The organism is Bacillus sp. AC266 (assembly GCF_979253805.1).
The window spans coordinates 285,958-311,209 of the sequence record NZ_CEEDEC010000001.1 but is presented as its reverse complement, the minus strand read 5'-3'; the positions used below and the strand labels follow the sequence as shown (position 1 = coordinate 311,209).

25 protein-coding genes and 2 pseudogenes are annotated in these 25,252 nt (G+C 34.3%); 7 read left to right on the top strand and 20 right to left on the bottom strand.

Translation table 11 applies throughout. The annotated features are described in order from the left end of the window. Positions 1 to 197: 197 nt before the first annotated feature. Positions 198 to 1,310: an aminopeptidase gene (locus tag AC0IXC_RS01555; protein WP_215589895.1), complete on the bottom strand. Its 1,113-nt coding sequence runs from the start codon at positions 1,308 to 1,310 to the stop codon at positions 198 to 200. A 290-nt stretch (positions 1,311 to 1,600) separates the two neighbouring features. On the opposite strand from AC0IXC_RS01555, the gene AC0IXC_RS01550 reads away from it, so the two are divergent. Next, a complete protein-coding gene (locus AC0IXC_RS01550; RefSeq protein ID WP_471652487.1) occupies positions 1,601 to 2,344 on the top strand; it encodes a class I SAM-dependent methyltransferase in 744 nt (247 codons plus the stop codon). Between the two features lie 290 nt (positions 2,345 to 2,634). Here AC0IXC_RS01550 and AC0IXC_RS01545 read toward each other — a convergent pair. From AC0IXC_RS01545 to AC0IXC_RS01530, 4 genes and pseudogenes are all read right to left on the bottom strand, one after another. Continuing rightward, a pseudogene (locus AC0IXC_RS01545) lies at positions 2,635 to 3,195 on the bottom strand (RtcB family protein); the annotation flags it as partial. Further along, positions 3,189 to 3,542 (bottom strand): annotated as a pseudogene (locus AC0IXC_RS01540) (MerR family transcriptional regulator); the annotation flags it as partial. The pseudogenes AC0IXC_RS01545 and AC0IXC_RS01540, both read right to left, overlap by 7 nt. Before the next feature lie 161 nt (positions 3,543 to 3,703). Next, positions 3,704 to 4,624: a class I SAM-dependent methyltransferase gene (locus AC0IXC_RS01535; protein ID WP_471652766.1), complete on the bottom strand. Its 921-nt coding sequence runs from the start codon at positions 4,622 to 4,624 to the stop codon at positions 3,704 to 3,706. 188 nt (positions 4,625 to 4,812) lie between these two features. After that, entirely contained in the window at positions 4,813 to 5,286 is a 474-nt protein-coding gene (locus tag AC0IXC_RS01530; RefSeq protein ID WP_002128099.1) for a DUF4188 domain-containing protein, read from the bottom strand. Positions 5,287 to 5,698: 412 nt separating this feature from the next. Between AC0IXC_RS01530 and AC0IXC_RS01525 the strand changes: the two genes are divergently transcribed. Together AC0IXC_RS01525 and AC0IXC_RS01520 are read left to right on the top strand one after the other, a co-directional pair. Beyond that, positions 5,699 to 6,292, top strand: coding sequence for an AAA family ATPase (locus AC0IXC_RS01525; protein ID WP_181150778.1), 594 nt, complete (start codon positions 5,699 to 5,701; stop codon positions 6,290 to 6,292). Between the two features lie 150 nt (positions 6,293 to 6,442). Further along, complete coding sequence (locus AC0IXC_RS01520; protein WP_471652486.1) at positions 6,443 to 7,537, top strand: LPXTG cell wall anchor domain-containing protein; 1,095 nt, start codon at positions 6,443 to 6,445, stop codon at positions 7,535 to 7,537. 72 nt (positions 7,538 to 7,609) lie between these two features. Here AC0IXC_RS01520 and AC0IXC_RS01515 read toward each other — a convergent pair whose 3' ends face one another. Beyond that, a complete protein-coding gene (locus AC0IXC_RS01515; RefSeq protein ID WP_002084586.1) occupies positions 7,610 to 8,281 on the bottom strand; it encodes an ABC transporter ATP-binding protein in 672 nt (223 codons plus the stop codon). Next, positions 8,281 to 9,345 (bottom strand): ABC transporter permease, encoded by a 1,065-nt coding sequence (locus tag AC0IXC_RS01510; protein WP_061688614.1) that lies wholly within the window; start codon positions 9,343 to 9,345, stop codon positions 8,281 to 8,283. The genes AC0IXC_RS01515 and AC0IXC_RS01510 overlap by 1 nt, the downstream gene beginning before the upstream one ends. Before the next feature lie 181 nt (positions 9,346 to 9,526). On the opposite strand from AC0IXC_RS01510, the gene AC0IXC_RS01505 reads away from it, so the two are divergent. Then, a complete protein-coding gene (locus AC0IXC_RS01505; RefSeq protein WP_002128102.1) occupies positions 9,527 to 10,153 on the top strand; it encodes an ArsR/SmtB family transcription factor in 627 nt (208 codons plus the stop codon). A gap of 69 nt (positions 10,154 to 10,222) precedes the next feature. Further along, positions 10,223 to 11,482: an MFS transporter gene (locus AC0IXC_RS01500; protein ID WP_471652485.1), complete on the top strand. Its 1,260-nt coding sequence runs from the start codon at positions 10,223 to 10,225 to the stop codon at positions 11,480 to 11,482. 117 nt (positions 11,483 to 11,599) lie between these two features. On the opposite strand, the gene AC0IXC_RS01495 is transcribed toward AC0IXC_RS01500, so the two are convergent. From AC0IXC_RS01495 to AC0IXC_RS01470, 6 genes are all read right to left on the bottom strand, one after another. After that, positions 11,600 to 12,070: a DinB family protein gene (locus AC0IXC_RS01495; protein WP_002128104.1), complete on the bottom strand. Its 471-nt coding sequence runs from the start codon at positions 12,068 to 12,070 to the stop codon at positions 11,600 to 11,602. Positions 12,071 to 12,307: 237 nt separating this feature from the next. Continuing rightward, a complete protein-coding gene (locus AC0IXC_RS01490) occupies positions 12,308 to 13,684 on the bottom strand; it encodes a sensor histidine kinase (protein ID WP_471652484.1) in 1,377 nt (458 codons plus the stop codon). 1 nt (position 13,685) lies between these two features. After that, positions 13,686 to 14,363 carry a response regulator transcription factor gene (locus tag AC0IXC_RS01485; protein ID WP_471652483.1) on the bottom strand — a complete coding sequence of 226 codons (678 nt, stop codon included), beginning with the start codon at positions 14,361 to 14,363 and terminating at the stop codon, positions 13,686 to 13,688. 180 nt (positions 14,364 to 14,543) lie between these two features. Further along, positions 14,544 to 15,383 carry a YitT family protein gene (locus AC0IXC_RS01480; RefSeq protein WP_000747487.1) on the bottom strand — a complete coding sequence of 280 codons (840 nt, stop codon included), beginning with the start codon at positions 15,381 to 15,383 and terminating at the stop codon, positions 14,544 to 14,546. A gap of 339 nt (positions 15,384 to 15,722) precedes the next feature. Further along, positions 15,723 to 15,992: a 2TM domain-containing protein gene (locus tag AC0IXC_RS01475; RefSeq protein ID WP_002033083.1), complete on the bottom strand. Its 270-nt coding sequence runs from the start codon at positions 15,990 to 15,992 to the stop codon at positions 15,723 to 15,725. Positions 15,993 to 16,171: 179 nt separating this feature from the next. Next, on the bottom strand, positions 16,172 to 16,813 hold the full coding sequence (locus tag AC0IXC_RS01470) for a F0F1 ATP synthase subunit alpha (protein ID WP_002033082.1): 642 nt from the start codon (positions 16,811 to 16,813) through the stop codon (positions 16,172 to 16,174). A 274-nt stretch (positions 16,814 to 17,087) separates the two neighbouring features. Here AC0IXC_RS01470 and AC0IXC_RS01465 point away from each other — a divergent pair, with 274 nt between their 5' ends. Then, complete coding sequence (locus AC0IXC_RS01465; RefSeq protein WP_215589906.1) at positions 17,088 to 18,119, top strand: S66 family peptidase; 1,032 nt, start codon at positions 17,088 to 17,090, stop codon at positions 18,117 to 18,119. 196 nt (positions 18,120 to 18,315) lie between these two features. Continuing rightward, entirely contained in the window at positions 18,316 to 18,726 is a 411-nt protein-coding gene (locus tag AC0IXC_RS01460; protein WP_012261251.1) for a DUF3224 domain-containing protein, read from the top strand. A 215-nt stretch (positions 18,727 to 18,941) separates the two neighbouring features. Here AC0IXC_RS01460 and AC0IXC_RS01455 read toward each other — a convergent pair whose 3' ends face one another. The 7 genes from AC0IXC_RS01455 to AC0IXC_RS01425 form a co-directional block, all read right to left on the bottom strand. Beyond that, entirely contained in the window at positions 18,942 to 19,319 is a 378-nt protein-coding gene (locus AC0IXC_RS01455; protein ID WP_002033079.1) for a hotdog family protein, read from the bottom strand. Positions 19,320 to 19,405: 86 nt separating this feature from the next. Continuing rightward, the gene (locus AC0IXC_RS01450; protein ID WP_215589907.1) at positions 19,406 to 20,653 is read right to left on the bottom strand and encodes a DUF1015 domain-containing protein; all 1,248 of its coding nucleotides are present in this window, start codon (positions 20,651 to 20,653) and stop codon (positions 19,406 to 19,408) included. Positions 20,654 to 20,666: 13 nt separating this feature from the next. Further along, on the bottom strand, positions 20,667 to 21,839 hold the full coding sequence (locus AC0IXC_RS01445) for a 3-phosphoglycerate dehydrogenase family protein (protein ID WP_471652482.1): 1,173 nt from the start codon (positions 21,837 to 21,839) through the stop codon (positions 20,667 to 20,669). Between the two features lie 12 nt (positions 21,840 to 21,851). Further along, on the bottom strand, positions 21,852 to 22,934 hold the full coding sequence (gene serC, locus AC0IXC_RS01440) for a 3-phosphoserine/phosphohydroxythreonine transaminase (RefSeq protein ID WP_471652481.1): 1,083 nt from the start codon (positions 22,932 to 22,934) through the stop codon (positions 21,852 to 21,854). Between the two features lie 209 nt (positions 22,935 to 23,143). Next, positions 23,144 to 23,335, bottom strand: coding sequence for a DUF378 domain-containing protein (locus AC0IXC_RS01435; protein ID WP_002084566.1), 192 nt, complete (start codon positions 23,333 to 23,335; stop codon positions 23,144 to 23,146). A gap of 88 nt (positions 23,336 to 23,423) precedes the next feature. Next, entirely contained in the window at positions 23,424 to 24,491 is a 1,068-nt protein-coding gene (locus tag AC0IXC_RS01430; RefSeq protein ID WP_016120498.1) for a glycoside hydrolase family 113, read from the bottom strand. A 214-nt stretch (positions 24,492 to 24,705) separates the two neighbouring features. Then, positions 24,706 to 24,951 carry a hypothetical protein gene (locus AC0IXC_RS01425; protein WP_215591329.1) on the bottom strand — a complete coding sequence of 82 codons (246 nt, stop codon included), beginning with the start codon at positions 24,949 to 24,951 and terminating at the stop codon, positions 24,706 to 24,708. Positions 24,952 to 25,252 lie beyond the last annotated feature (301 nt).

The window sequence follows — 25,252 nt, the reverse complement described above, 5'->3', positions numbered from 1 at the left end:
ATTTATGGTTTCAGTTAATGCCCCTAAAATACTAGTTTGGTTAATCAATTGGATATATTCCACACTACAAATATTTATTTTATAAAAAGAAGAACCCCACACATTTTGATTAAAATGTGCGGGGTTCTTTTGGCTTCCTTAAGTTTTTATGAAAAAGATTGATTATTTTATGTAGCCTACTTAAATAAACGTAGTTTTTATCTTTTCAAATTTTCTTCATTTAATCCGAACAACTCTTGTAAAATAAAACGTCCATCTTTTCTTATCAGTACATCATCAAACCAAATTTCACCACCACCATACTCTGGCCTTTGAATGTTTACTAAATCCCAGTGTATCGCTGATTTATTCCCGTTGTCTGCACCTTGTAGCGAATCTCCAATTGCTATATGATAACTACCATTTATTTTTTCATCAAATAACGTATTATTCATCGGGTGTAGTATATAAGGATTAAACGCTAGTGCAAATTCTCCAATATATCTTGCTCCCTCATCCGTATTAAGAATTTGATTTATTCGCTCTGTATCGTTTGCATATGCATCTATTATTTTACCCTGTTTCATATGTAACTTTATATTTTGAAACGCATAACCTTGTTGAACGGAGACTATGTTAAATGTTATTACTCCATTTACTGAATCTTTGGCAGGTGCTGTATACACTTCACCATCAGGTATATTATCCGTTCCATCTCCTTTTAAAACGCCAATTTCTTCAATTGAAAACTTCAAATCCGTACCTTCTCCAATAATCCTAACTTGCTTTGTCTTTTCCATTAATTCTTTTAACGGATTCATTGCTTTCGACATTTTATTGTAATCTAACGTACATACATCATAATAAAATTTTTCATAAGCCTTAGTACTCATATTCGCTTCTTGCGCAGACGCCGCATTCGGGATTCTTGTTGTCACCCATCTTGTTTTATACACTGCTTCACTATGAGCTTTTCCAAATATCTTTTGATATAATTTCATTTTTTCTGATGGTACATCTGCTAATTCATATGCATTTCTAGGAATACGGAGATTAATATATACTTGCATCTTACTTAAGCGATAACACTCCCAATCTGCGAATAACTTAAATTGTTCTTCAGACCCTGACAAAATCAATTGCCTCGTAACAGAAACATCGCGCATTGATACATGCGCATATCCCCCTGCTTTTTCCACAGACTTAATAATTTCACGAACTACTGCGGGATCTATTTCAGTAACACTTTGAATTAACACATGATCACCAGGCTGCACTTTAGTCGAATGATTGACTAGTACATCCGCTAATTTCGATAGTTCTCGCTTCATTACGCTCTCGTCCCTTCACTATCGTTTCAATAGCTTAATAAAAAATAAAAGGCTCTTTTCGTAAAGATTGTTGCTTATAATTAAAATAAAGGTTAATTTTCTTAATACGGTATAGTATTTACAGCAGATTATTCAGCAAACGGGCAGGATTGTGAAAGTATTGAGTTCGAGATATCTCCCTAAAAACCATTACTATAATAAAAGGATGACAAAATTTTTATGGTTAATATGATAATTTGGAAACAGAAGTCAGCTTAATCTATGAAAACCTTATCTGAGGAGTGATGTAAGTGAAACAAAATATTTACGATAATCCGAATTTCTTCAAAAACTACACAGCATTGCGTGAAAGTGGAATAAACGCTAATGACTTCATAGAACAGCCAGCAATCAAATCATTAATTCTGTGTTTGAAAGGAAAATCGGTATTAGACTTGGGTTGCGGTGATGGTCATTTTTCAAAGTATTGTATAGAAAATGGTGCAAAAAACGTAATAGGTGTAGACATATCCAAAAATATGATTGAACGTGCTAAAAAGTTAAACCAGGATGATAACATAGAATTTATGTGTCTTCCTATGGAGGATATGGGACTAACCAATCAAAAGTTCGACCTGATTATAAGTTCCCTCTCTATACATTACATTGAAGATTACTCGGCAATGATTCAAAAGATTAATAAACTATTAAAAAGCAGTGGTGAATTTATCTTTTCAACCGAACATCCAATAGCAACAGCTCGCAAAGGAAGCAACCATTGGATAAAAACTGAGGATGGTAATACATCACACTGGGCATTAGATAATTATCAAGAAGAAGGAATCAGAGTACACAACTGGTTTGTTGACGATAGTGTGGTTATTTATCATAGAACTGTTGCCACATTAATAAATACTTTGATTGAACACGGGCTTTCGCTGGATAAAATAATCGAACCACAATCAACTTTGGCAGGGATAGAGAAAATGCCAGATTTAATAAACGAATCGCGAAGTCCATCTTTTATTATAATCAAGTCAAAAAAAACAAAATAATATTTAAAAATATCTACCGCAATCTGGGAGCTTTTATTGAATTACGAAAACAGCCGTTTCACTAAGGAATGGCTGTTTTTTATACTTCACGCAGAAAATTCACAGTGATTTGATTACTGTAAGGATTAAAATAAAGGAAAACTATAGAAAGGATAAAAATGCTTATAGCCGCTGCTACCCCTATATAAACATTTACATTATTTTCCATAATCCTCCTACTCTACTCCCAATAGTAATATACTGACCACTTTCCAATACTATATTTCATTACAATACAGGTTACTCATCTTTTAATTAGCCTTAAAATTGTAAATCGGCTTAATAATATGTTTGATATCAATTGTTTCTTTTGTATTCTCAACAACTTCATTCATTGGCTTATATACCATTGGAGCTTCATCTAAAGTGCTTTCTGCAACAGATGTAGTCCAAACTGATTTCATTGTATTTTGAAAATCTTCTAAGTTAAGTAATTCTTTAGCTTTCTTACGGCTCATAATGCGCCCTGCCCCATGCGGTCCAGAAAAGTTCCAATCTGGATTTCCTTTACCCAATGCAATGATTGAACCGTCTCTCATGTTAATTGGAATGATTACTCGTTCATCTTTCTGAGCTGAAATAGCACCTTTTCGTAAAATCATATTTTCCATATCGATGTAGTTATGAATTATAGTGAATTGATCTATTACTTTCCAATCCATTCTAGTGACGATTTCATCCATCATTGCTTTACGATTTAACTCCGCATATTTTTGAGCGATTTTCATATCATTCATGTAGTCTTTAAAACCTTGACCTTCTAAATAAGCTAACTCTTTACGAATCGTCGGTTTCTTAATCCCGCGTATTTCCCTAAGAATTGCTTTGTTTTTTCGCAATCTTCTTTTACAATTTGAAGTTTTTTTAAAAGAAGCTTTTTATACTCTATCTCCTTTAAAACTTCTTTTTCTTTCTCTTCCAACAATGATTTTATTCCCTCTATACTCTTACTTTTTCTTAATTCTTGAATCTTTTTTATTTCGATATCCATTTCCCTATAGAAATTGACCGTTGTTATATCATATATATCAAAATGATTATATTTTCTATACCCATTCTCAATATTTTGCTTTGGCTTGACCAAATCTTTTTCCTCATAAAATTTCAAAGTATCTCTAGATACATCTAAAAATTTAGCAACTTGTCCAATTGTGTACATTATGTTCTCCTTTAGCATTGCTACTTAATCTTTTACATTCATACTGCGTATTCTTTAAACTATCGAATTCTCCTTCCAATTAATACTTCCCATCACTACACCCCATTTCCTTTTTCCCACAAAAAAAGACACAGAGATCCCTCCCCATGCCTACTAATCCTCTACTTCTTCACCGCATGTACATAATGCACCGTCTCAAAAGCTTCTAAATAATCGTTTCGTCCTTCAAAATATAATGTATGAATATCCTTTGGTGCTAAGTGCTCATAAATGAGTAAGTCCGATTTCTCTAGCAGTGCTTCCATTTCTCCGTAAGAAAAACATGATTTCATCGGTTCTCCGCCTATCTCAGCCATCTTTATCATATTTTCAACTCGATTGGATAATCCTTTTTCCGTAAATAAGTTTTCATCAGGATAATCGAAAACGATAGAACTTCCTGCTGGAACTATCTCGAATAAATATTCTATTAAACTGGAAAGTTCCTCTTTCGTTAAATAATACGTAACACCTAAAAGGCTAAAGAAAGTCTTTTTATTTTCAAATCCTTCATTTACTAATGTTTGCTTCGAGAAACCTTTAGTAAAATCCATTGAAACAAAATGAAGATTGTTTGGGATTTCATACTCTGCTTCTTTCACTCTTTGTATTTTAAACGCTTGCGTAGAAGGATGATCCACTTCAAATATTTCTATTTTATTCTCTAACTCTCTATGTCTAAAACTAAATGTGTCTAAGCCCGCACCGAGTATAACGTATTGTTTTGCTCCTAATGTAATCTCATGTAGTAATACTCTTTCACAATATGCCGCGCGTGCTAAAGGTGTTGGTGATAATTGAACTTGCGTAATCCACTTTAATATTTCTTTCGGATTATCTTGAAACTGCTGTGCAATGTCTTTATTGAAAAAATGTATTCCTTGAACCATGTTCGTTTCAATATCATTACGTTCTTTTTGTGAAATGAAATCCTTAGCTATATAATCATCAAAGATTTTCGGTCTATCAAATTCACTATGATATGCCCTTCCGAAAGCTGATACTAACGATGTTACACTTGATTCACCTTGTTTCACGCACATACACTCCTTCATTTTCACAACAAAAATAGGGTCCCCCTGGCCAGGAGAACCCTATTATACACTTTATTTTTATATTGGTAAATTATAGCATAAATAAGTTTTTTTGTCAAGTTTTCAGCCTGCTAACACTCCGACACTTTGTATATTCTCCGGCAGGAACATCGGAATTATATACTCAATTTTCCGAATTATTTATTCATTCTTTTTTGAGCAGTATTAGTATCTTGAGATACCGGTATGTGTTCGGTAGCTCTAGATAAACCTGTTTTTGGCATATTAACATAGATTGCTTCAGAAGCACCTTTTTCTATTTGATAGGTTTCGTGAAAAACACCAACACTCCCATTATCTTTAATCTTATTATTGTATGATTTCCAAGCATATGAATGATTTTTTCCGTGAGCATAGTTTACTAATTCGTCGAATCCCTTCCAGTATTGAATTAGGATTACTTTTCTCCAACTAAATAAGAATTCTGTATGTAAGAAACCCCATTGTGGATTTTGATACAATTCTTTAATCATAGGTCCCATAGCATTAAAAACTGGTATCCACTTCCAAAATTTTAATAGGTTATTAATACGCATACCAATAATAAAAACAACAAATTCTTGATCCTTGCTATTGGCTATATGCCTGCCGTTAAAAATTTTAGCCCCCACTTTAATCCCCCTTTTTTACTGAACATAAATAATGTGCAGCTCCCAAATAAACCATAACACTTTCCCATGAATTTTCCAATTGATTCAACATAGATTATGAAAGGCTGTATTTAACTATAAAGGGTATATGTTTCCTACCCTTTTATTATTAATATTTGTTCTAAACCTCCTTTTCACCAGGAACATTTTCATAATATATTTCAATAACGATAGCATTGCCGCTCCCTTTCTAAACAGAATATTTTTTAGTTCATTTGAGTTAGGACAACATCACACTTTTCACATTAGGGAATTATTGGATAAATAAGTTTTTTGGTGAAATTTTCAGCCCATTACTACTCAGCCACTTTGTATTTTCTTCGGCAGGAAAATTGTCGATTCACACCGAACATTCCAGATTATAACAATACATATGGAGGCCAATATGAAACGATTAGTCATTATTACAGTAGGAAAAACCCACAGTGGAAAAACAACATTTGCTAAAGAACTAGAAAAAAAGTTACCCCACTCTTTCGTTATGGATCAAGATAACCAAGCAGAATTTATTAACACGCATTATGAAAAATTACAGCCAACTGAAGGCCCTAATACATTTAAGCACGCTCTTTCGAAATTCATTGTTGATTATGCAAAAGAACATACAAATTTACACCTTATCATTTGCAACTCAAATAGAAGCCGAAACGGCCGGATCTATTTGCTGAATGAGCTGTTTAAGGAAGAGGAATATGTACGCATACTCGTTCGTTTTGACATTCCAGATGATATTCTTTATGAAAGAGTAGCTCGTAGTAAACGAAGTATAAATATATTTAGAGGTAACTATTCCAGTTTCAAAGAAGTACTCGTTCGGCAACAGGCTGAATCTCAACATGAAGATGTAGTAGATCCTGTAGAAAATGAGGCTGATTATTTGTTTGTTATTCGCGATAGTAAAGATGTAAAATCTACTATAGAAGAAATTGTTCATCTTGCTGAAGATTTGTCCCCTATCCCAAAATAAGAGACTATAAGAATCACATAATCATAGATTCTTATGCAAATACTTCCTCTTGGCGCCGAACATGGTATATAATAATAAAATAATCTACTTCTATATGCTCAATTTTACACAAAACAGCTCATGCATATGAAAGAAAAGAGGTACAAAAATATGAAAACAAAACAAACAATCGCTGCGTCTACACTAGCTTTAGCAATGATTGCTGGCGCAAACTCTACTCATGCGGAAGTAACTGATGCTACTCCCCAGCAAAGTACGGGAGATCGCTTAGCTGAAATTAAGCAACATAGACAAGAGTTAGATGCGAAATTACAGCAGCACAAAGAAAATGTGGATCAAACATTAAATGAACTTAACCAAGTTAAGGAAAATGTTGATACAAAGGTGAATGAACTACATGAACGTAAACAAGTTGCAGATGAAAAAATTGGCGAGATTAAACAACATAAACAAGAGTTAGATGCAAAACTTCAGCAAGACAAACAAATCGCCGAAGATAAAATCGCTGAAATTAAAGAGCATAAGCAAACTGTTGATGAAAAGGTTAATGAGATTAAAGAACATAAACAAACTGTTGATGAAAAAGTGAATGAAATTAAGCAGCATAAAGAAAATATCGATGCAAAGGTTAATGAGCTTAAGGAAGTAAAAAAACAGGTAGATGACAAATTAGCTGAGTTAAAGAAAGCGAAACAAACTGCTGAGGACAAACTTGCTGAAATTAAAGAAAATAAACCGAATACAGGTAACACATTAGAAGAACTTAAGAAAATTAAAGGCAATTTAGATAGTCTTTCATCTAACTTAGAACTAGCTAAACAAGATGTGAAAAACAAATTAGCTGAGTTACAAGAAGCTAGACAAGATTTACTAAATAAAATAAACGAAATGAAACAAGCGAAACAAACTGTTTCAGACGATTTAACAAAGAAAAAACAAGACTTAGATATTAAAATAAACGATTTTAAACATACTGAGAAAAAAATTGATGACAAATTAGCTGAGTTACATACAACAAAGCAAAATGTAGATAACAAAATTAATGAAGTATCACAACCAAAACAAACGACAGTGAATAATAACACTACTACTACACCTTCTACTGTTCCAGCGAAAAACGATGCTAGAGAACTTCCTAACGCTGGTAGTGAGCAATCAAGTAACGTGCCTTTAGGAATGTTATCTGTCTTAGGTGGACTTTTATTAGTAACACGAAATAAAATTAAAACGTTCTTCTCAAAATAAAGCTATTATAACTATTTTAAAATAATCATACAAAGGCCAACTGCACATATATGTACGGTTGGCCTTTTTTCTTTATATTAACTGCCCATCTCTAAGCGTCAATATACGATCACATACATCAAGCATTCTTTCATCATGTGTAATCATAATTGCTGCTTTTTGACTTTCTTTCACTTCACGTTTCATCATTTCCACGACTTCACGTGCGCGTTTTGAGTCTAAGCTTGCAGTTGGTTCATCCGCTAATATTAAATCTGGGTTGTTCATGAAAGCACGAGTGATTGCTACCCTTTGTTTTTCCCCGCCCGATAGTTGATTTGGATAATGAGTTTTTCTTTCAGATAATCCAAATGCTGCTAGCAAGTGATCCGCACGCTTTTCAGATTCTTGTTTGTTTTCTTTTTTTAGCTTTGCAATGTAAAGCAATTGTTCTTTTACATTTAAATATGGAACAAGATTTGCGAACTGGAAAATGAAGCCGATTTTTTTCAAACGAATGTCTGTCATTTCCTTTTCTGATAACTTCGTAATATTTTGCTCACGAATGTAAATATCCCCTTTTGACGGTGATAATAAAGCACCCGCGATTGATAATAACGTACTTTTCCCTGATCCAGAAGGACCAACGATTCCGATAAACTCTCCAGCTTTCACATCAAGCGACATCGGATGAAGGGCTGTTACTTCCGTATTCCCTTCTCCGTACACTTTACTTACTTTGTCTAATTTTAATAATGAAGTCATTACATCCCGCCTCCAATTGCTTCTAATGCATCAACTTTTAATACTTGGTATAACGAAATAAGTGTTCCTAAAATACTAATTACGATAAAGATTGCTGCATATTGTGCAATCATCGGTGTTGTTAATAAGAACGGCATACCCGCTGGTAAAATTTGTTCTAATCCTTGTACAAGAACAATACTGATTACCATCGCAACGACTGATAAGAATAACGCCTGCACGACTAAGCTATTTGCTAAATAAGAATTTTTCGTACCGATTGCTTTTAATACACCTAATTGCTGTGTTTTTTGCAATGTAATGACGTAGAAGAATACACCGATTAGTAACGCAGCGATAACAAGTAAGAATGCAATGATCATCGTTAATGTTCCTTGCTCTTCTTTAAATCCTGGAATACTTTGCAGTACTTCTTTTTTGTCGATAACATGTGCATTTTTAATTTCTTTATCTGTATTCAGCGCAATTGCACTATAATCTTTTTGGTTTGGTTGTGAAATAGAGCCCCATACGTCTTCATTTACATACACGACTGGTGTATGGCTAAACATTTGGTCTTTCGTAAATCCAACGATTGTAAATTCTTTCTTTGAAACAGGGTCGATAATTGTATCTCCAATATCGATTCCTTTTTCTTTAATTGATTCGTCAGCAACCATTTCGTTATTTGCTGTACCTAATTTCTCGCCTTTTACAATTTTCGGTTCTAAAAATGAATCACGTTCACTTGAGAAAATAGCGACATCCACTTTTTTCGAACTATCTTTCTTTTCATAAGTTGAAACTTTCACACGAAACGGAACTGCCTCTTTCTCGCCTGCTTGATTTACTACGTTATCTACATCTTCTTTCTTAATTTGTGAACGAAGTAATTTATTTTCCGCATCATCCGCTAGTACAAATTTATTTGCCTCCATATTTTGAATCGATGAAGCATTATCATATGATAATCCATTTGCTAATCCTGAAATTACAAGGACTAAAAATGATAATAACACCATAATAAGTCCGATTAATCCATATCTTAATTTTGATTGTTTTAATTCACGCAGAGCTAAAAACATTTCGCTCGCTCCTTCCTATTACTTTCTATGCACTTATCATAAAAAAGAAATATGAACGGAATATGAACAGAAGATTACAGAAGAAAGATTAAATTTTCAGAAAGTATTGAAAACAAATGAAATCCTTGATACAATTCAGTCAAATAATCTTGACCGAGTAATTTCATTTGAGGAGTTGATCATGTTGAAGCCCATGTTAACACTAACTACTTATAGCCAACTAAAAGCAATAAGCGATCCACTACGTGTCGAAATGATGATGCGTCTATGCGAACGTCCTTATACAGGACAATTACTATCTGAGAAATTCGGCATTCCAAGGGCTAAAATTCATTATCATTTAAAAGAATTAGAGAAGAATGGTTTTATAGAGATTGTTTATACAGAAGAAAAGAATGGCATCGTTCAAAAGTTTTATCAATCTGTCGCTAGAGGCTTCACCCCTGCCGCGGACCTATTACCTCATTTAGAAATATTAAGCGAATCAGGTCGCCAAATCTTTTTACAAATGACGGAAAGAACGAAAAGCCATATTCTCGCTGCACCAGAAGAAGCTTTTACATTACGGAAAGTAAGCGAAGACCCAGCTGAGTGGAATTACGTTTCATCTTGTTGGGAGTTTGATGCTACGCCAGAACAATTTCAAATGTGGGTGAAAAAGTTTCATGAATTGATGGCTGAATTAAATGATATCGCAAAAGATGCGGATAAAGATCCAAATAGTAAATCTTACTACATTTCTACTACTGCATTACAAATCGACGAACGAGCAATGCAGCGCTTTGTGAAAAAAGAAGAAAAATCGTAATACGATTTTTTTTACACTAACGGTCAAAATTATTTTACCGAATAAATTTATTATAAAGGAGTAGATTAAATGGACATATTAAAAAACCGGAATTTCCTCTTATTATTTTTAGGGAGAATTTTTACAAACATAGGAGATAGCTTGTATTATGTAGCAGCGATGTGGCTCGTATATAAGCTGAGTGGTAATCCTTTTTATTCTGGATTAGCTGGTTTCCTTACATTATTACCTTCTGCACTTCAATTTCTTACTGGGCCATTCGTTGATAGATGGTCAATCAAAAACACCCTCGTCATCACACAAGTTCTGCAATGCGTCCTAATATTAATTATTCCTATTACACACTACTTCGACCTATTGACTGTTCAACTACTACTCATCATTATGCCCATCGTAGCCTTTATCGAACAATTCGCCTATCCCGCACAATCAAAAGCTTTACCACTTCTACTGCATAAAACACAATTATTAAAAGGAAATTCACTCTTTTCATTTGCGTATCAAGGCATTGACTTAATTTGTACAACTCTTTCCGGAATATTAGTAGCATTACTTGGCGCAATCACTTTATATATAATCGACTCTTTCACATTCGCGATTACTGCGATTTTGTTTATTTCATTAAAAATACCGACACAAACCGAAACAGGCACATCACTTTCAACAAAGCAATATTTCTCTGATTTAAAAGAAGGCTTTTCAATCGTCTTTCGTTCATTAATGGGCATCTTCTTAATCGGTTCAGTTGTCGCTAATTTTTCAATCGGTATGACGATGGCAATACTCCCTTCTTTCGCCGATTCTTTAGGAGGGGTTAAATTATACGGTTTCTTTTTAGCCGCTATATCCGCCGGTAGTTTAATTGGAGCACTATTCAGTTCATGGGTTGGTAAACATAATATTAGCCATGTCTCCATTATTAGCTTTGCGACTAGCGCTTTCTTTTGGTTTCTCTCTACGTTTGTACCGTTTCAATGGTTATCAATTTTTTTATTCGGCTTAGCTTGGATACCAATTGGTGCGACCAACATATTATTTGCGACAATTAGTCAAACTTTAATTCCAAATCAATATCTTGGACGCATCAATTCAGTCACACGAAGCATGGGTACAATCGCTATGCCGTTCGGCTCTTTAATTGGCGGATACACCGCAAATGTATTTAGTAGCCAACTCATTTTCGCGCTCGCTAGCATCGGAATTTTATTCATTTCTCTCGTATGGCTACTTCATCCGAAATTACGTTCATTGCCGAAAGCTGATGAAATTACAGCGGATACTTTTGGGCTTCGGTTTAAGGAAGAGCGCGGGAAAGGTGCGGCTTTATAGCAGGAACAAATTTAACCCCGTTCTAAATTTGAGACGGGGTTATAATTATAGTTATTTAATTTTGAATGTAAAATACCTCACTAAAAATATAACAATAGCACCAACTAAAACGTTCAATTATCGATTTGATGGCCAAGACCCCTGCATTTTCCTTAATTGAATAATTTGACCTGTATGATAAGCATCATGAAGCATAATGTCCAGTAATTTCCCCTCAAGTGAATTTTGCTCAAGTTCTTTTTCGGAAATTGCACTCAATGCCTGTCTTAAATTACGTTGGGCATTTTCACAACGTTCAACGACTTTCTTCCATTCCTTATCATCATTAGATTGATTGGTAAGATAAAAGGTTTCATCACCGTCGAGATTATGTATCCATTCACGGTCTTCCAAGTTTGCAGCAAGTCTCTCTTTGTAATAAATGAGATGATTAACGTTCTCCCAAATGGTTTTAGTTGCCTCTCCATATGGTTTCCAGATAGCCTGTTCGGCTGTAAGTCCTTCTATAGCATGTTTAAACGGTGCATACCAACTCTCTTTATCGAATGTGGAATCTAGTCCGTTTAAAAACAAGTCAATTCGTTTCAAAGTAATCGCCTCCCTAAATAGTTAAAGTTTCAATAAAATCCTTATAGCTCTGTAGAGATTCTACATTTTCAAATAAACTTCCTGCTAATCTTATTCCACAAACTGACCCAATTGCGAAATAGAATGACTCGCATTTTTTCAAACAACTTTTTATCACTTTACACGTAAGTGATAATATATTGACCAATTGACAAAAATAAGAAGAGGCTGTTCTAAAAACAGCCTCTTCCTTTCCATCTATTTCGGAAGCTCCACCTGAACAGTAGTCCCTTCCCCTTTCGTGCTATATACCGAAACGTTTCCATTATGAAGTTCAACAATTTTCTGTACAATCGATAATCCTAAACCACTACCTTCTATGTTTCTTGCCCTTGCCGTATCTACTTTGTAAAAACGATCAAATATACGATCCATTTCTTCTTTTCCCATACCGATTCCGTTATCTGATATAGAAATGACAATACCGGATTCTAATTCTTCTACAACAAATTCAATCGTCCCGCCATCGTTTGAAAACTTAATGCTATTCGTAAAAATATTACTCCATACTTGATGTAGTAGGTTTTCATCACCTTCTATAAATATGTCCGGTACATCAAATTCAACAGCTATATCTTTTTCACGCCATTTCCATTCGAGCATAAAAATGACGTCTTTAATTTGCTTCTGCAGATTGAATTCTTTTATTTGCAACACTTTCTCTTCTTTATCTAAAGAAGCTAGCGTAAGTAACTGTTTACATAAACTAGACATTCGCTTACTTTCGCCCTCAATAATTTTCAAGTAACGTTTTCTTTCCTCTTCACTCATATTCTCCGATTGTAATGTTTTCGAAAAACCTTGTATCGAAGAAAGTGGAGATTGGAATTCATGAGAAACGTTAGAAACGAACTCTTGTCTCATTTGGTCTAATTCTTTAATGCTCTTCGTCATCTTTTGAAAATTAGTCGCTAGTGTACCAATTTCATCTTTTCGATTTTCATCTAATTCGATATCATATTCACCACTTGCAATCTTTTGAGTCGCTTTCGTAAATGTTCGAATAGGACGAACAATATACCCTGCTGCGATCACTATAAAAATGATACTTAATACAACGATGAAACCGAGTAATACCGCTAGAAAAATTCTCATTTCACCAAATTGTTGCTGAATATCAGGGCGAATGAATAAAGCGTACTGTTTATCATCGTGTTTTAGCGGTACACCGACACTATTAATTAATTCATTATCGAAAAATCCTGTAATAAAGAGGCGCGTTGGATATGTGGAAACGCCATTAAACGTCTCACCTTGCAATACTTTATGAACGGTATCATCACTAATTGTTATCTTACGAAACGCATTCCCAATACGCTTTCCATGATTTTCGTCATCTACAATATAAATTTCATACCCTAACTTCGCAATAGACTGTAAGTATGCCTCTTTATTCTCTTCACTTTGCTTTTCATATAATGATTTTACTTCTTTAGCATACATTAAAATCTTTTCACTATTGTACGGTTTTAACTTCACTTGATAATATACGTTCGTTAATAAAAAACCGATAATACTACTAAGAAGCATAATACCGACTGTCATAAAAACAAATCTAGAATATAGTGATTTCATTTTATTTCAACCCCAACTTATAACCGAGTCCGCGTACTGTCGTAATTTGAAAATCATCTGTTCGTTTTGAAAAACGATCTCTCAGTCGCTTCACATGAACGTCAACTGTTCGTTCATCTCCTTCAAAATCCATTCCCCATACTAATTCAATTAATTCTTCTCTCGAAAATGTTCTACCAGGATAACTAGCAAGTTGTGATAATAATTCAAATTCCTTTAATGGAAGCAAAATCGTCTGACCGTTACACTTCACTTCAAACCCTTTTCGATCAATAGTCGTTCCGTGTAATGTAATAATATCAGCACTAAGCATTTGATAACGGCGCAATAAAGCTTTCATACGGAAAATGACTTCAGCTGGCTCAAACGGTTTTACAATATAATCGTCCGTACCAGAAATGAATCCTTTTTTTTTATCAACTAACTGATCTTTTGCAGTTAATAAAATAACAGGTATATCATGATACTTCCGGATTTCTTCGCATAACGTATAGCCATCAACAAACGGCATCATAATGTCTACTATCGCAAGATGAATATTCTCTTTCTCTAATACGACTTGCGCTACCTTTCCATCTTCCGCTTCAAAAACTTTAAAGCCCTCTTTTTGTAAATGGTAATGCAATAACTCTCTAATATGTTTATCATCATCAGCTAATAAAATATGTATCATCTTCATTAAACCCTCTCTTGTTCATCCTTCTACATCCTTACCTTAAGAAACAATTGGATTTTTTGCAAGAAAAAGAAAAACACACCAACATTTTAAGATAAATAAAAAGAATCTATTTTGAAAAAAGATTATTCAAAATAGATTCTTACGTTTTAGTATTAAGATTATTTTAATGAAAAGTAATTTCTATGCTTTAGAAATATCAACAAATCCTTCTCCGAACACATCACGAACATCGTGTATAGCGATGAACGCAGCCGGATCTGTAGTTTGAACAATCCGTTTTAGCTTCACTACTTCTTGCTTATTAATAACAATATAAAGAATTTCCTTCGGAGTTTTCGTGTAATAGCCATGACCTGAGTACACGGTAACCCCTCTGCCCATTAAGGTAGTCACCTTCCCGGCAATTTCATTCGGGTTATCAGAAATAATCGTAATGGCTTTCTTCGGATTTAAACCTTCAATTACAAACTCCATCACTTTCGTTGCTACATATAGCATAATAATTGTTATCATCAGTTTTTCTGCACCAATGATGAAATAAGATGAAAACGCAACAATTAAATCGAAGAACAGTAAACCATAGCTAATGCTCCATCCTAAATATTTATGCGTCATCCTTGCTAAGATGGTAGTACCTGCTGTTGTTCCGCCAACGCGAATAATAAGACCAATCCCGCACCCAATAAATATTCCTCCGAAAATGGCATTTACAAGCATTTCATCCGAAGCAATCGTCCAGCCTTCTGTCAAATGAAGAAATAGCGAGTTCGTAACTACAGCGATAATCGTATAAATTGTTGTAATCTTATTTAAAAATTTATAACCAGCTATTAACAAAATCGCATTTAAAATTAAGTTAACTAAGCCTGGTGACCATTCAAATAAATAGTACGTAATAATCGTGATACCTGTTACTCCACCCTCACCAAACTCGTTCGGAATAACAAACAAATTCACACCTAACGCAAAAAGAAATGCACCAATAATAATAAAAATAATGTCTGTCGTTCTTTTTTTCATACAGTACCTCACTTCTTATGTAAATATTTATTCTGTCATAAACTCTCACCATTATATCGTGGAATATTCAAATCGAACAGTGGTTTATTTTTATTTTAATATAGGGTAATAAATCAACTTCATCCTATATCCACATGTAATAAAAAAAGTAAAACAACTGTATTTATTATGTACTACAAATAAAGTTTTGATTTCACATGCAATTGTTGCTAAAAAAATGAATATGAATACTCACTCGCACAAACTTCGAATACAAAGCAAATAGGCGAAGCTATAGAATAGGCTTCGCATCAAACATTTGATCCCAGAGATTTATATTTATACATTCCAGAAATAAATTTACTTATCTTTCTCCATATATTCTTTAATCTTTCGTTCTTCCCACTCTTTTCCGAATATCCCAACTGGAAAAGTTGTCAAACCGTGTATAACGATACCGATCCCCCAACCTGCAAGTGGATATAAAAACCATAATTTACTTGAATCAGAGCTTATATTTATAATAAAAAGCATTAAGTTCACTAGTATATAGACCGTTAAATGAATATAAAACGCTTGTAAATTCTCTACCCTTTTTTTAGCTCGTAAATAAACCTCATCTTGCTCCACCCTTAAACACCTCTTTCCATATTGTTTTTTTCACCTTCGCTCCAGTATTAACATCATATTCTAATCAGAAATCCGTTATTCTCAAAAAAACATAAAACAAAAAAGTACCCATCGAATGATCATACATATGATCATTCGATGGGTACTGCATGATACATTTGTTATTTACAAGCGTCTAATTAAGACCAAATCCAAACATCATCATTATTTTCAACGTTGCTCTTTATCTCATGAATTTTTTCGATATGATCCGTTGTGTTGTAGTTAATAGAACTTCCGCCCCAGCCTACATACTTCATATCAATTTTTACTTTCTCACCTGTATTAAATACTTGTCCCTTCGTTAAGAAAACATCAATAATATCTTTTTTCCCGTTTAGCGATGGATACTCAACTACGACATATTTAGTAGAACCGTCTCCTTCATCTTCCATCGTTCCTACTTTTGATACTTCCCCAATTACATAATCAGGAGAACCATCTTCTTTCATGTGCATACCTAATTTATTTGACGTATTTTCAACTGTATTTGCAATCATATATTCAGTAAAATTACGCATCATAGATCCAGTAGCTTTAACCTCATCCCCTACTTTCACATTTGAAAGGGAATCTATATACACACTAACAGGTTCCTCATATTGCTTAGATTTTACGACAATTACACCGTTATCTACTTCTACTACTCGCCCTTCTAACGTCGAGAAATTCGATTCAATAGAAGCGGCACTCGCTTTTGATATTTCTAATCCTGGTAAATTCGTTCCTGATAATGCTGCGATCCCTAAAGCACCTGCTAAAATTATTTTTTTCATACCCATATGTAACCTCTCCATTCATGATGATTATATTTTTTTGATTGGATACGACCAACCTGTAACTATTATAGTTACAGGTTGTAGAAAATAGCAACCATCTTTCTTATGCAATGTTGCATACTTTAATTCTCAAATGCAATTCAACACTAAGACTGAATTCTTGAATACCAGCAGGTAAACGGATTGATGATGAAGAAACTAATGTGATGCATCATATTTTTCAATACTACAGTTTGTATAATCGTAGTCCATTACATTATGTAGGAGCGGAGTTAAAATGTTAATAAAACCAAACAGATTACAGCCAGGAGATATTGTGGCGACAGTAAGTTCTTCATGGGGAGGTGCTGGTGATTCTAAGCTAAGATGGCGATATGAGCAAGGAGTAAAAAGATTAGAAGACGTCTTCGGTCTTAAGGTTGTCCCGATGCCAAATAGTTTAAAAGGTAGCGAATACCTTTACAACAACCCTGAGGCTCGTGCGGAAGATTTAATGACAGCATTTAAAGATACTCGTATTAAAGGAATTATTACGAATATCGGTGGAGAAGATAGCATCCGTTTACTCCCTTATATAGATTTTAATGTTATACGCGAAAATCCGAAAATTTTTATGGGATACTCTGACGATACCGTTTCACATTTGTTTTGCCATAAAGCAGAAATTTCCTCTTTTTACGGTCCAGCAATTTTAACTGATTTTGCCGAAAATGTAGAGATGGATCCATATACAATTGAAATGGTAAATCGAACTCTCTTTTCAAATGAGAATATTGGCGAGATTCAACCAGCTCATGAATGGACGAGTGAGCGTTTAGAATGGATAGAGATAAATAAAGATAAAAGGCGTACAATGCAACAAAACAACGGATATGAGCTACTTCAAGGCTCTATCACTGTACAAGGGCGTTTAATTGGTGGTTGTATAGAAGTACTGGAATTTGCAAAAGGAACGGAACTTTGGCCTGAGAAAAAACATTGGGAGAATACCATCATTTTCTTTGAAACTTCTGAAGACCATCCAGAACCAAGCTATATAAAGTATTGGTTACGAAATTACGCAGCGCAAGGCATTCTTCAAAAAGCAAAAGGCATCATTTTTGGTAAACCAAAAGACGAAATGTATTATGAAGAATATAAACACGAAATACTGAAAGTTATGAAAGAACATAACTTAGAAGATTTGCCGATTCTTTATAATTTAAATTTTGGCCATACCGAGCCGAAGTTTATTTTACCTTACGGCGCGTTGGCAGAAATTGATTGTGAAAATGGGGCTTTCTCTATTTTAGAGAGTGGCGTGGAATAAAGGAAATCTTTAAATAAGTATAGTCATTTTCCTGATCCTACAGAAAAAATAGCGTGTTTTTTCATTTTAGAGAGTATTTTATTTTGGTTAGCTTGATAGCGACATGAAAGGACCCCAATAAATAAAATCACTCCTATGAGATATGACTGTGAATTGATACTTTTTAAAAGTATATAATTGGAGGGAGATTACGTTTATGGAAGTAACATTTACAGTAAGTAAATGGGATGAAAAACTAATCGATGATACTAGAAAAGATTTTCCTATTAATATTGCCCATGTTGAATATGATATTGATGGTGAATTAAAAGGAAAAGCTTTTGTTGAATACTTATTATATTATTTAGACTCAAATATAAATGATGGTCACTTGGCTACTGCTAAAATTTCTGGGTTTTTACACTTTGAAGGAATTTATAAGGGGCAACAAGGGACATTTACAGCTATAGAGCAAGGAATATTTGATAAAGGAAATCTAGATTCCCCAGGAACAATTATTAAAGCTACTGGTAACTTAGAAAATCTGAGAGGGTCCTATAATTATCAGTTTACAGGTCAAACCAGTAAACTGATTTTAGAGTTTGAATTTCAGCAAAATACCCTATAATATAGTGGAAAGGACATTTCTTGTAATACTAGGAATGTCCTTTTTGTTGACGAGCTTATTCAACTATTCTTCTATTAGTTAAGAAAAGAACAGAGTATATTACATAACGTCTTATTATCAGTATTCAGCAATGTGTAAAATTTTAATTATGGGGGGAATTAAAAATCTAAGCCCGAGAGACACGGCCCCCACCTATTCATTACTTTTCCTACTTACTAAAGAATAATCCCCGAAAAACTCCCCTTCATAACTTCTTTTTCAAGTTGATTTCTACATATAAACATCGCAATAATTTTTGTGCGATGTTTTTCATCGGGTTCAAATTGTTCAATAGTTACGTCACAACGAATTGTATCACCGCTAAAAACAGGACGTAAAAATTCAAAATCCATCTTGCGAGCTAATACGTTATAGTCACCGCCAATTTTTGTAGGCAGCGTTGATGTTAACAGCCCTTGTACAACAAATCTCCCCTGCTCATCTGGTGTAACATGATGAACACCTTCATCTTTAGATACTTCTGTAAATAAAACAACATCTTCTTTTGTAAACGTTCGCTCAAAGGTGATTTTTTCGCCTACTTGCAATTTCATCGATACCCCTCCTCAAAAACACTTTTAACATAAGAAAAACCGAAACTATAATCATTTCGGTTTTTCCAAACTGTAGAAGTCTATATTTACTTTAGCGAATGAACAAACAACCCACTGCGCAGTTTCGGTTCAAACCACGTTGATTTTGGCGGCATAACTTCCCCTGCGTCTGCGATTGATAATAAAGCTTCCATTGATGTCGGATATAATGAAAACGCTGCTTTATACTCACCGCTCTTTACAAGGCGTTCTAATTCTTCTAATCCGCGGATTCCTCCGACAAAATCAATGCGTGAATCAGATCGTGGATCATGTATTTCAAGTACTTGGCTTAATAAATGATCTTGCAGAATAGATACATCTAAACCTTTAACGAGATCATTCGCATCAAACGTTTCCTCTTTCACAGTGAGCTTATACCACTTCTCGTTTACATACATTCCAAATGATTTTGGCTCATTTGGTTTATACGGTGAAACCCCTGCTTCTTCCACATAAAAATATTGCGCAACTTGCTTTAAAAATTGCTCTACTGATAAACCATTTAAATCTTTCACAACCCGGTTATAGTCCCAAATTGATAATTCATCATGAGGGAATAAAACAGATAGGAAGAAATTGAATTCCTCTTCTCCTGTGTAATTCGGATATTGCTCTCTTCGCATTAGCCCTACTTTTGCAGCTGATGCAGAGCGATGATGTCCATCTGCAATGTAAAGACTAGGAATATCTTCAAATGCGTTTACTAAATTTGCAATTACTTCTTCATCAGCTATTTTCCACGCAACATGCCTAACGCCATCTTCTGCTGTAAATGTAAAGATTGGCGCATGTTCTTCTTTCCAGCTTGCAATGATACGTTTCACATCTTCTTTCGTACGATACGTTAAAAAGATAGGCCCCGTATTTGCATCACACACATCTACGTGGCGAATACGATCAAGTTCTTTTTCATGACGCGTTCTTTCATGTTTTTTAATTGTATCATCTTCATACTCGTCAATCGATGTACAAACGACAAGGCCTGACTGCGTTCTTCCTTGCATCGTCAGTTCATAAATGTAAAGCGCTGGCTCCTCATCTTGAACGAACACTTCTTCTTGTATAAATTGCTTTAAATTTTCACCCGCTTTTTCATATACGCGATCATCGTACGGTGAAAGTGCCGGGTCTAAATCAATTTCTGCTTTATCAACGTGTAAGAAAGAATATGGATTCCCTTTTACAACTTCTCTTGCCTCTTCACTATTTAATACGTCATACGGTAAAGCTGCTACTTGTGCTGCTTTTCCTTCTACTGGACGAATAGCACGAAACGGTCGGATTTTTGCCAAGTTTCTCTCTCCTTTACACAATCATTCGAACAGCTACAACACCTGTGATTTTGCTTATATTTTCCACAATATTCTCTTTTATTATATCATCAATTCCGTTATCAATATCAATCATTGTGTACGCCCAAGAATGTTTACTACGATTAATCATATCCGCAATATTAATATGATGTTCTGCTAAGCATCCTGTAATTTGTCCTACCATGTTCGGAACGTTTTGATGCATAATTGTAATTCGTTTTTTTCCAATGTACGGAAGTTCTACGTTTGGATAGTTTACTGAATTACGAATATTACCTGTCTCTAAATATTCACGTAATTGACGTGCAGCCATTACTGCACAATTTTCTTCAGATTCAGACGTAGATGCACCAAGATGAGGCGTTGCTGTTACATTTTTCATCTTTATAACATTTTCATTTGGGAAATCTGTTACGTAATGTGTAATAATATCTTCTTCTAACGCTTTTTGAAGAGCTTTTTCATCTACAAGTTCTCCTCTTGAGAAATTGAATAGACGCATTCCTTTTTTCATCGTCTCTATAGCGTGTTCACCAATAATCCCCTTCGTTTGGTTCGTAAGAGGAATATGAAGTGTAATATAATCACACGTTGCAAAGATTTCATCTAGGCTAAACGCTCTTTGTACTTGCGTAGAAAGACGCCATGCTGTTTCAACAGATATATATGGATCGTATCCGACAACGTCCATCCCTAAAGATAACGCATCGTTCGCAACTAAAGCACCAATTGCGCCAAGACCGATAACACCTAAACGTTTCCCTGCAATTTCTGACCCAACGAATTGCTTCTTCCCAGCTTCAACAAGCTGTGGTACTTCTTCTCCATCCAACTCTTTCGTCCAGCTCACTCCATTTATAATATTACGGGAAGACATAATAAGGCTTGCAATAATAAGTTCCTTCACTGCATTCGCATTAGCCCCTGGCGTATTAAATACTACAATCCCTTTTTCCGTACAACGCTCAACAGGAATATTATTTACACCAGCACCAGCTCTTGCAACCGCCTTTAAATCTTCTGAAAACTCTTCTTGATGTAAAGAATAGCTGCGAAGTAAAATACCATCTGGATGACCTACTTTGTCTCCAATTTCATAGCGATTCCCATCAAAAATTTGCAAACCCTTTTCGGCAATTTGATTTAACGTCTGAACACGAAACATATCCCCATCTCCCTATCTATTTTCAAGCTCAAATTCCTTCATATAGTCTACTAATTCTTGTACACCTTGGGTTGGCATCGCATTGTAAACACTAGCACGCATACCGCCGACTGAACGATGTCCTTTTAACGTAACAAGGTCGCGTTCTTTCGATTTTTGTAAAAACTGATTGTTAAGCTCTTCTGACGGTGTTGTAAACGGAATATTCATAAGTGATCGATACGTAGGGTCAACTGGTGAAGTAAACAATTTAGATTCATCTAAAAAATTGTAAAGAAGTGAAGATTTCATTCTATTTTGTTCTTCAATCGCAGATACCCCGCCTTGTTCTTTCAACCACTCTAGTACAAGTTTTGCTACATAAATACTAAAGGTTGGCGGTGTATTATATAGGGAGTTATTTTTACTGTAAGTTTCATAGTTTAACATCGTAGGACAAGCACTATTTGCACTGCCAATTAAATCTCTTTTTATAATTACAATCGTTAAACCCGCTGGCCCTAAATTCTTTTGCGCACCCGCATATATGAGACCAAACTTCGTAACATCATATTGTTCTGATAAAATATTTGAGGACATATCCGCAACGAGCGGCACTCTTTCTAAATGTGGAATATCCACATATTTTGTCCCCTCAATTGTATTGTTCGTTGTAATATGTACATAATCTAGTTCTTCATCATTTGGTAAATCATCCATTTTAGGAATTGTAGTAAACTTCTCTTTTTCAGAAGAAGCAATCACTTTTACTTCTCCTACTTTTCCGGCTTCTTGCAGCGCCTTTTTAGACCATGAACCTGTCAGTACGTACCCAGCTTTTTTATACGTACTCATTAAATTTAACGGTATCATAGAAAATTGTAATGACGCACCGCCCTGTAAAAATAAAACTTCATACTCATCAGGAATGTTCATTAATTCACGAAGTAAGCTACTTGCTTCATCAATAATACTTTGGAAATAAGAAGATCTATGGCTCATTTCCATAACAGACATGCCTGTCCCGTTATAATTTACAAGCTCCTTTTGCACTTTCTCTAAAACTGGCAAAGGGAGTATAGATGGTCCTGCTGAAAAATTATACACTCTCTCCATCACCCAGATAACCTCCCTATTTCTCATTTTTATTTTTTTTTAAACTTTCTGAATTATAACCTATATACAATACACGGTCAATTTGTTTTCCGTTATTACGGTGCAAGACGCAATGGAATCGCTTGCATATGCACCCTGCTTTTTATAAACATACAAAAAAGTGTTAAGTACATAATCGTACTTAACACTCTAGTAATTAAGTATAATAGCTACTTACTCGTAAAGAACCGATCGAAAATTTGATAAATAGCTGAAAGACCAAAGAGCCAATAAATAGTATCCACAAGCGCCGGCATAGAACCAAACCATTTCTCAACTACATTATAATCTAACGCCACAAACAACCAATTCAAACCGCCAAGAATCACCAAAATTACTGTAAGGTATGACAAAAATTTCATTATGATTGCCCCCTAGGTGATAAGATGGTGAAAGGCCTTTCACTAAAATATATGTAATAGATTCTAAAACTTACCTATTTTATAAAATTTATTTTCGATACCAGCCATTAATAACTGTCTCTGCTTCTTTACTATGTATTTGATATGAATGATTACTATCATTAGATCCGATAAACCAAATTGAAAAACCTTTAAAATATGGCTTCGCTTCTAATACATCTCGGTAAGCACGCCACCCGTTAAGTTGTACATCTTTCGAAAACACATTCGTAACATCTGGGTTCCACGGGCTTTGTAGTCCAAGTTCACGTGCTGGCACATTAAATCCACCAAAATAAACTGGCTTTCCAGTTGTTTTATGTAATGTCTCAAGTTGCTGAACGACATTTTGGCCACGATTGTATACTGTCGTCGCAAATAAGCTTTGTTTTACTTCTTCGTATGATGGATTTCTTTTTCCTGAAACTTCAAACCAACTATCAATACTTACAATGTCCACCTTTTTTAAATACGGGCGATTTATTTTCTCTTTAAATTTCGCCTCATAAGAAGGATCAAAGCTTGCAGTTAACCACCAATTCATTTGATACAAAACATTTCCTTTATACTGCTGGCGAACAAAATTAATCGTATCATTCCAATATCCTTCTGCATATTCCATATTCACGAAATTAGAAGCGATTTTCAGCCCATAAATATTGTACTTACTTGTAATGGAATTAAAAATATCTTGTAAAACAACCGTTTTCCAATTCCAGAAGAAATCGTTAATATTACTAGGGTTCCACTCTGTTTCTCCAATATTTCCTTGCTGAATAAACGGAAACGGCTCCAATATAACTTGTATATTACGCTTTAATAATTCTTGAATTAAAATAATAGCTTGTTTCTTTTGCGCCTGATTAATTACCATATTAGCCGAATTCACATCCGAAATATCTACTTGAATAGGTACATTCACCGTATTTAAATTCAAGCGCTCTACATCTGCTAACACTTTCGCTACATTGCCTACTTCCCATACCGTTACGTTTCCTGATTTTATTTTTCCAGATTGAACAGTATTTACATCCGCCTGTATATTTCCCTGGAAACAAAAAGAAAACAACATGATACACACTCCTAAAATACTTATTAAACTCTTATTTTTTTTCACAACTTCCCCCCATAATTTTTTACTTTCTTGATTTTTTTATACAACATTTCACATATATTCCAGAAAAAAATTAAATACATTTCCATTAATAAAAGTGTTATCCATATAATTCCCCTAAAAATAGTAAGGTAAATAAAAAAGGAGCGTATTTCCGCTCCTTTTTTATCTTTTCACAATTGAAGTTATTGAATTTTCTCTGATAATCTAATCACATCTATTTTTTTCGTATAAATAAATTTTTATCTATATTCGCTTTTGTTTGTATTACTTTTATATTTACTTCATTAGATTGTTTAATATCATCTTTAAATTCTTGTTTGACTTTTTCTATATCAGCTGCAGTACCACTAACTAGAATCCCATCGACTGGTTGTCCTGGACCTTGCACATAACGTTTTACTCCTAATCCTACTCCTATAAAAATAGCAATAACCACCACATAACTTATAATTTTTTTCACTAGAATACTCCTTTAATTAATGATTTATATCTGGATTATAGATGTGATTTTTTCATAAGTTAATGACTTCTATCTAACTTCTAATCTTACAATATTGTAAGATTAGAAGTTACAACGTGTATATTTTATGTCAGAAGACCCTCTCCTTAATTTGTTTGATGTTGGGATAGCGTTAGTAAATAGATGGGAGATACTGTCGAAAAAAGATAAAAATGACTCGATTATTTTTTGTAGATTATACACAAACATTTATGTAAAATGTTTATATATAATCAAACGAAAATGCAATTCATCTACTTTT

Excerpts from the sequence above, each read along its gene's own strand:
- AC0IXC_RS01470 (WP_002033082.1), bottom strand. The coding sequence starts at position 16,813 with ATGGGTATGAAAAAAATAATTTTAGCAGGTGCTTTAGGGATCGCAGCA.
- AC0IXC_RS01460 (WP_012261251.1), top strand. The coding sequence starts at position 18,316 with ATGGAAGTAACATTTACAGTAAGTAAATGGGATGAAAAACTAATCGAT.
- AC0IXC_RS01555 (WP_215589895.1), bottom strand. The coding sequence starts at position 1,310 with ATGAAGCGAGAACTATCGAAATTAGCGGATGTACTAGTCAATCATTCG.
- AC0IXC_RS01535 (WP_471652766.1), bottom strand. The coding sequence starts at position 4,624 with ATGTGCGTGAAACAAGGTGAATCAAGTGTAACATCGTTAGTATCAGCT.
- AC0IXC_RS01505 (WP_002128102.1), top strand. The coding sequence starts at position 9,527 with ATGTTGAAGCCCATGTTAACACTAACTACTTATAGCCAACTAAAAGCA.
- AC0IXC_RS01455 (WP_002033079.1), bottom strand. The coding sequence starts at position 19,319 with ATGAAATTGCAAGTAGGCGAAAAAATCACCTTTGAGCGAACGTTTACA.
- AC0IXC_RS01445 (WP_471652482.1), bottom strand. The coding sequence starts at position 21,839 with ATGTTTCGTGTTCAGACGTTAAATCAAATTGCCGAAAAGGGTTTGCAA.
- AC0IXC_RS01520 (WP_471652486.1), top strand. The coding sequence starts at position 6,443 with ATGAAAACAAAACAAACAATCGCTGCGTCTACACTAGCTTTAGCAATG.
- AC0IXC_RS01525 (WP_181150778.1), top strand. The coding sequence starts at position 5,699 with ATGGAGGCCAATATGAAACGATTAGTCATTATTACAGTAGGAAAAACC.
- AC0IXC_RS01500 (WP_471652485.1), top strand. The coding sequence starts at position 10,223 with ATGGACATATTAAAAAACCGGAATTTCCTCTTATTATTTTTAGGGAGA.
- AC0IXC_RS01485 (WP_471652483.1), bottom strand. The coding sequence starts at position 14,363 with ATGAAGATGATACATATTTTATTAGCTGATGATGATAAACATATTAGA.
- AC0IXC_RS01435 (WP_002084566.1), bottom strand. The coding sequence starts at position 23,335 with ATGAAATTTTTGTCATACCTTACAGTAATTTTGGTGATTCTTGGCGGT.
- AC0IXC_RS01465 (WP_215589906.1), top strand. The coding sequence starts at position 17,088 with ATGTTAATAAAACCAAACAGATTACAGCCAGGAGATATTGTGGCGACA.
- AC0IXC_RS01480 (WP_000747487.1), bottom strand. The coding sequence starts at position 15,383 with ATGAAAAAAAGAACGACAGACATTATTTTTATTATTATTGGTGCATTT.
- serC (WP_471652481.1), bottom strand. The coding sequence starts at position 22,934 with ATGGAGAGAGTGTATAATTTTTCAGCAGGACCATCTATACTCCCTTTG.
- AC0IXC_RS01510 (WP_061688614.1), bottom strand. The coding sequence starts at position 9,345 with ATGTTTTTAGCTCTGCGTGAATTAAAACAATCAAAATTAAGATATGGA.
- AC0IXC_RS01515 (WP_002084586.1), bottom strand. The coding sequence starts at position 8,281 with ATGACTTCATTATTAAAATTAGACAAAGTAAGTAAAGTGTACGGAGAA.
- AC0IXC_RS01490 (WP_471652484.1), bottom strand. The coding sequence starts at position 13,684 with ATGAAATCACTATATTCTAGATTTGTTTTTATGACAGTCGGTATTATG.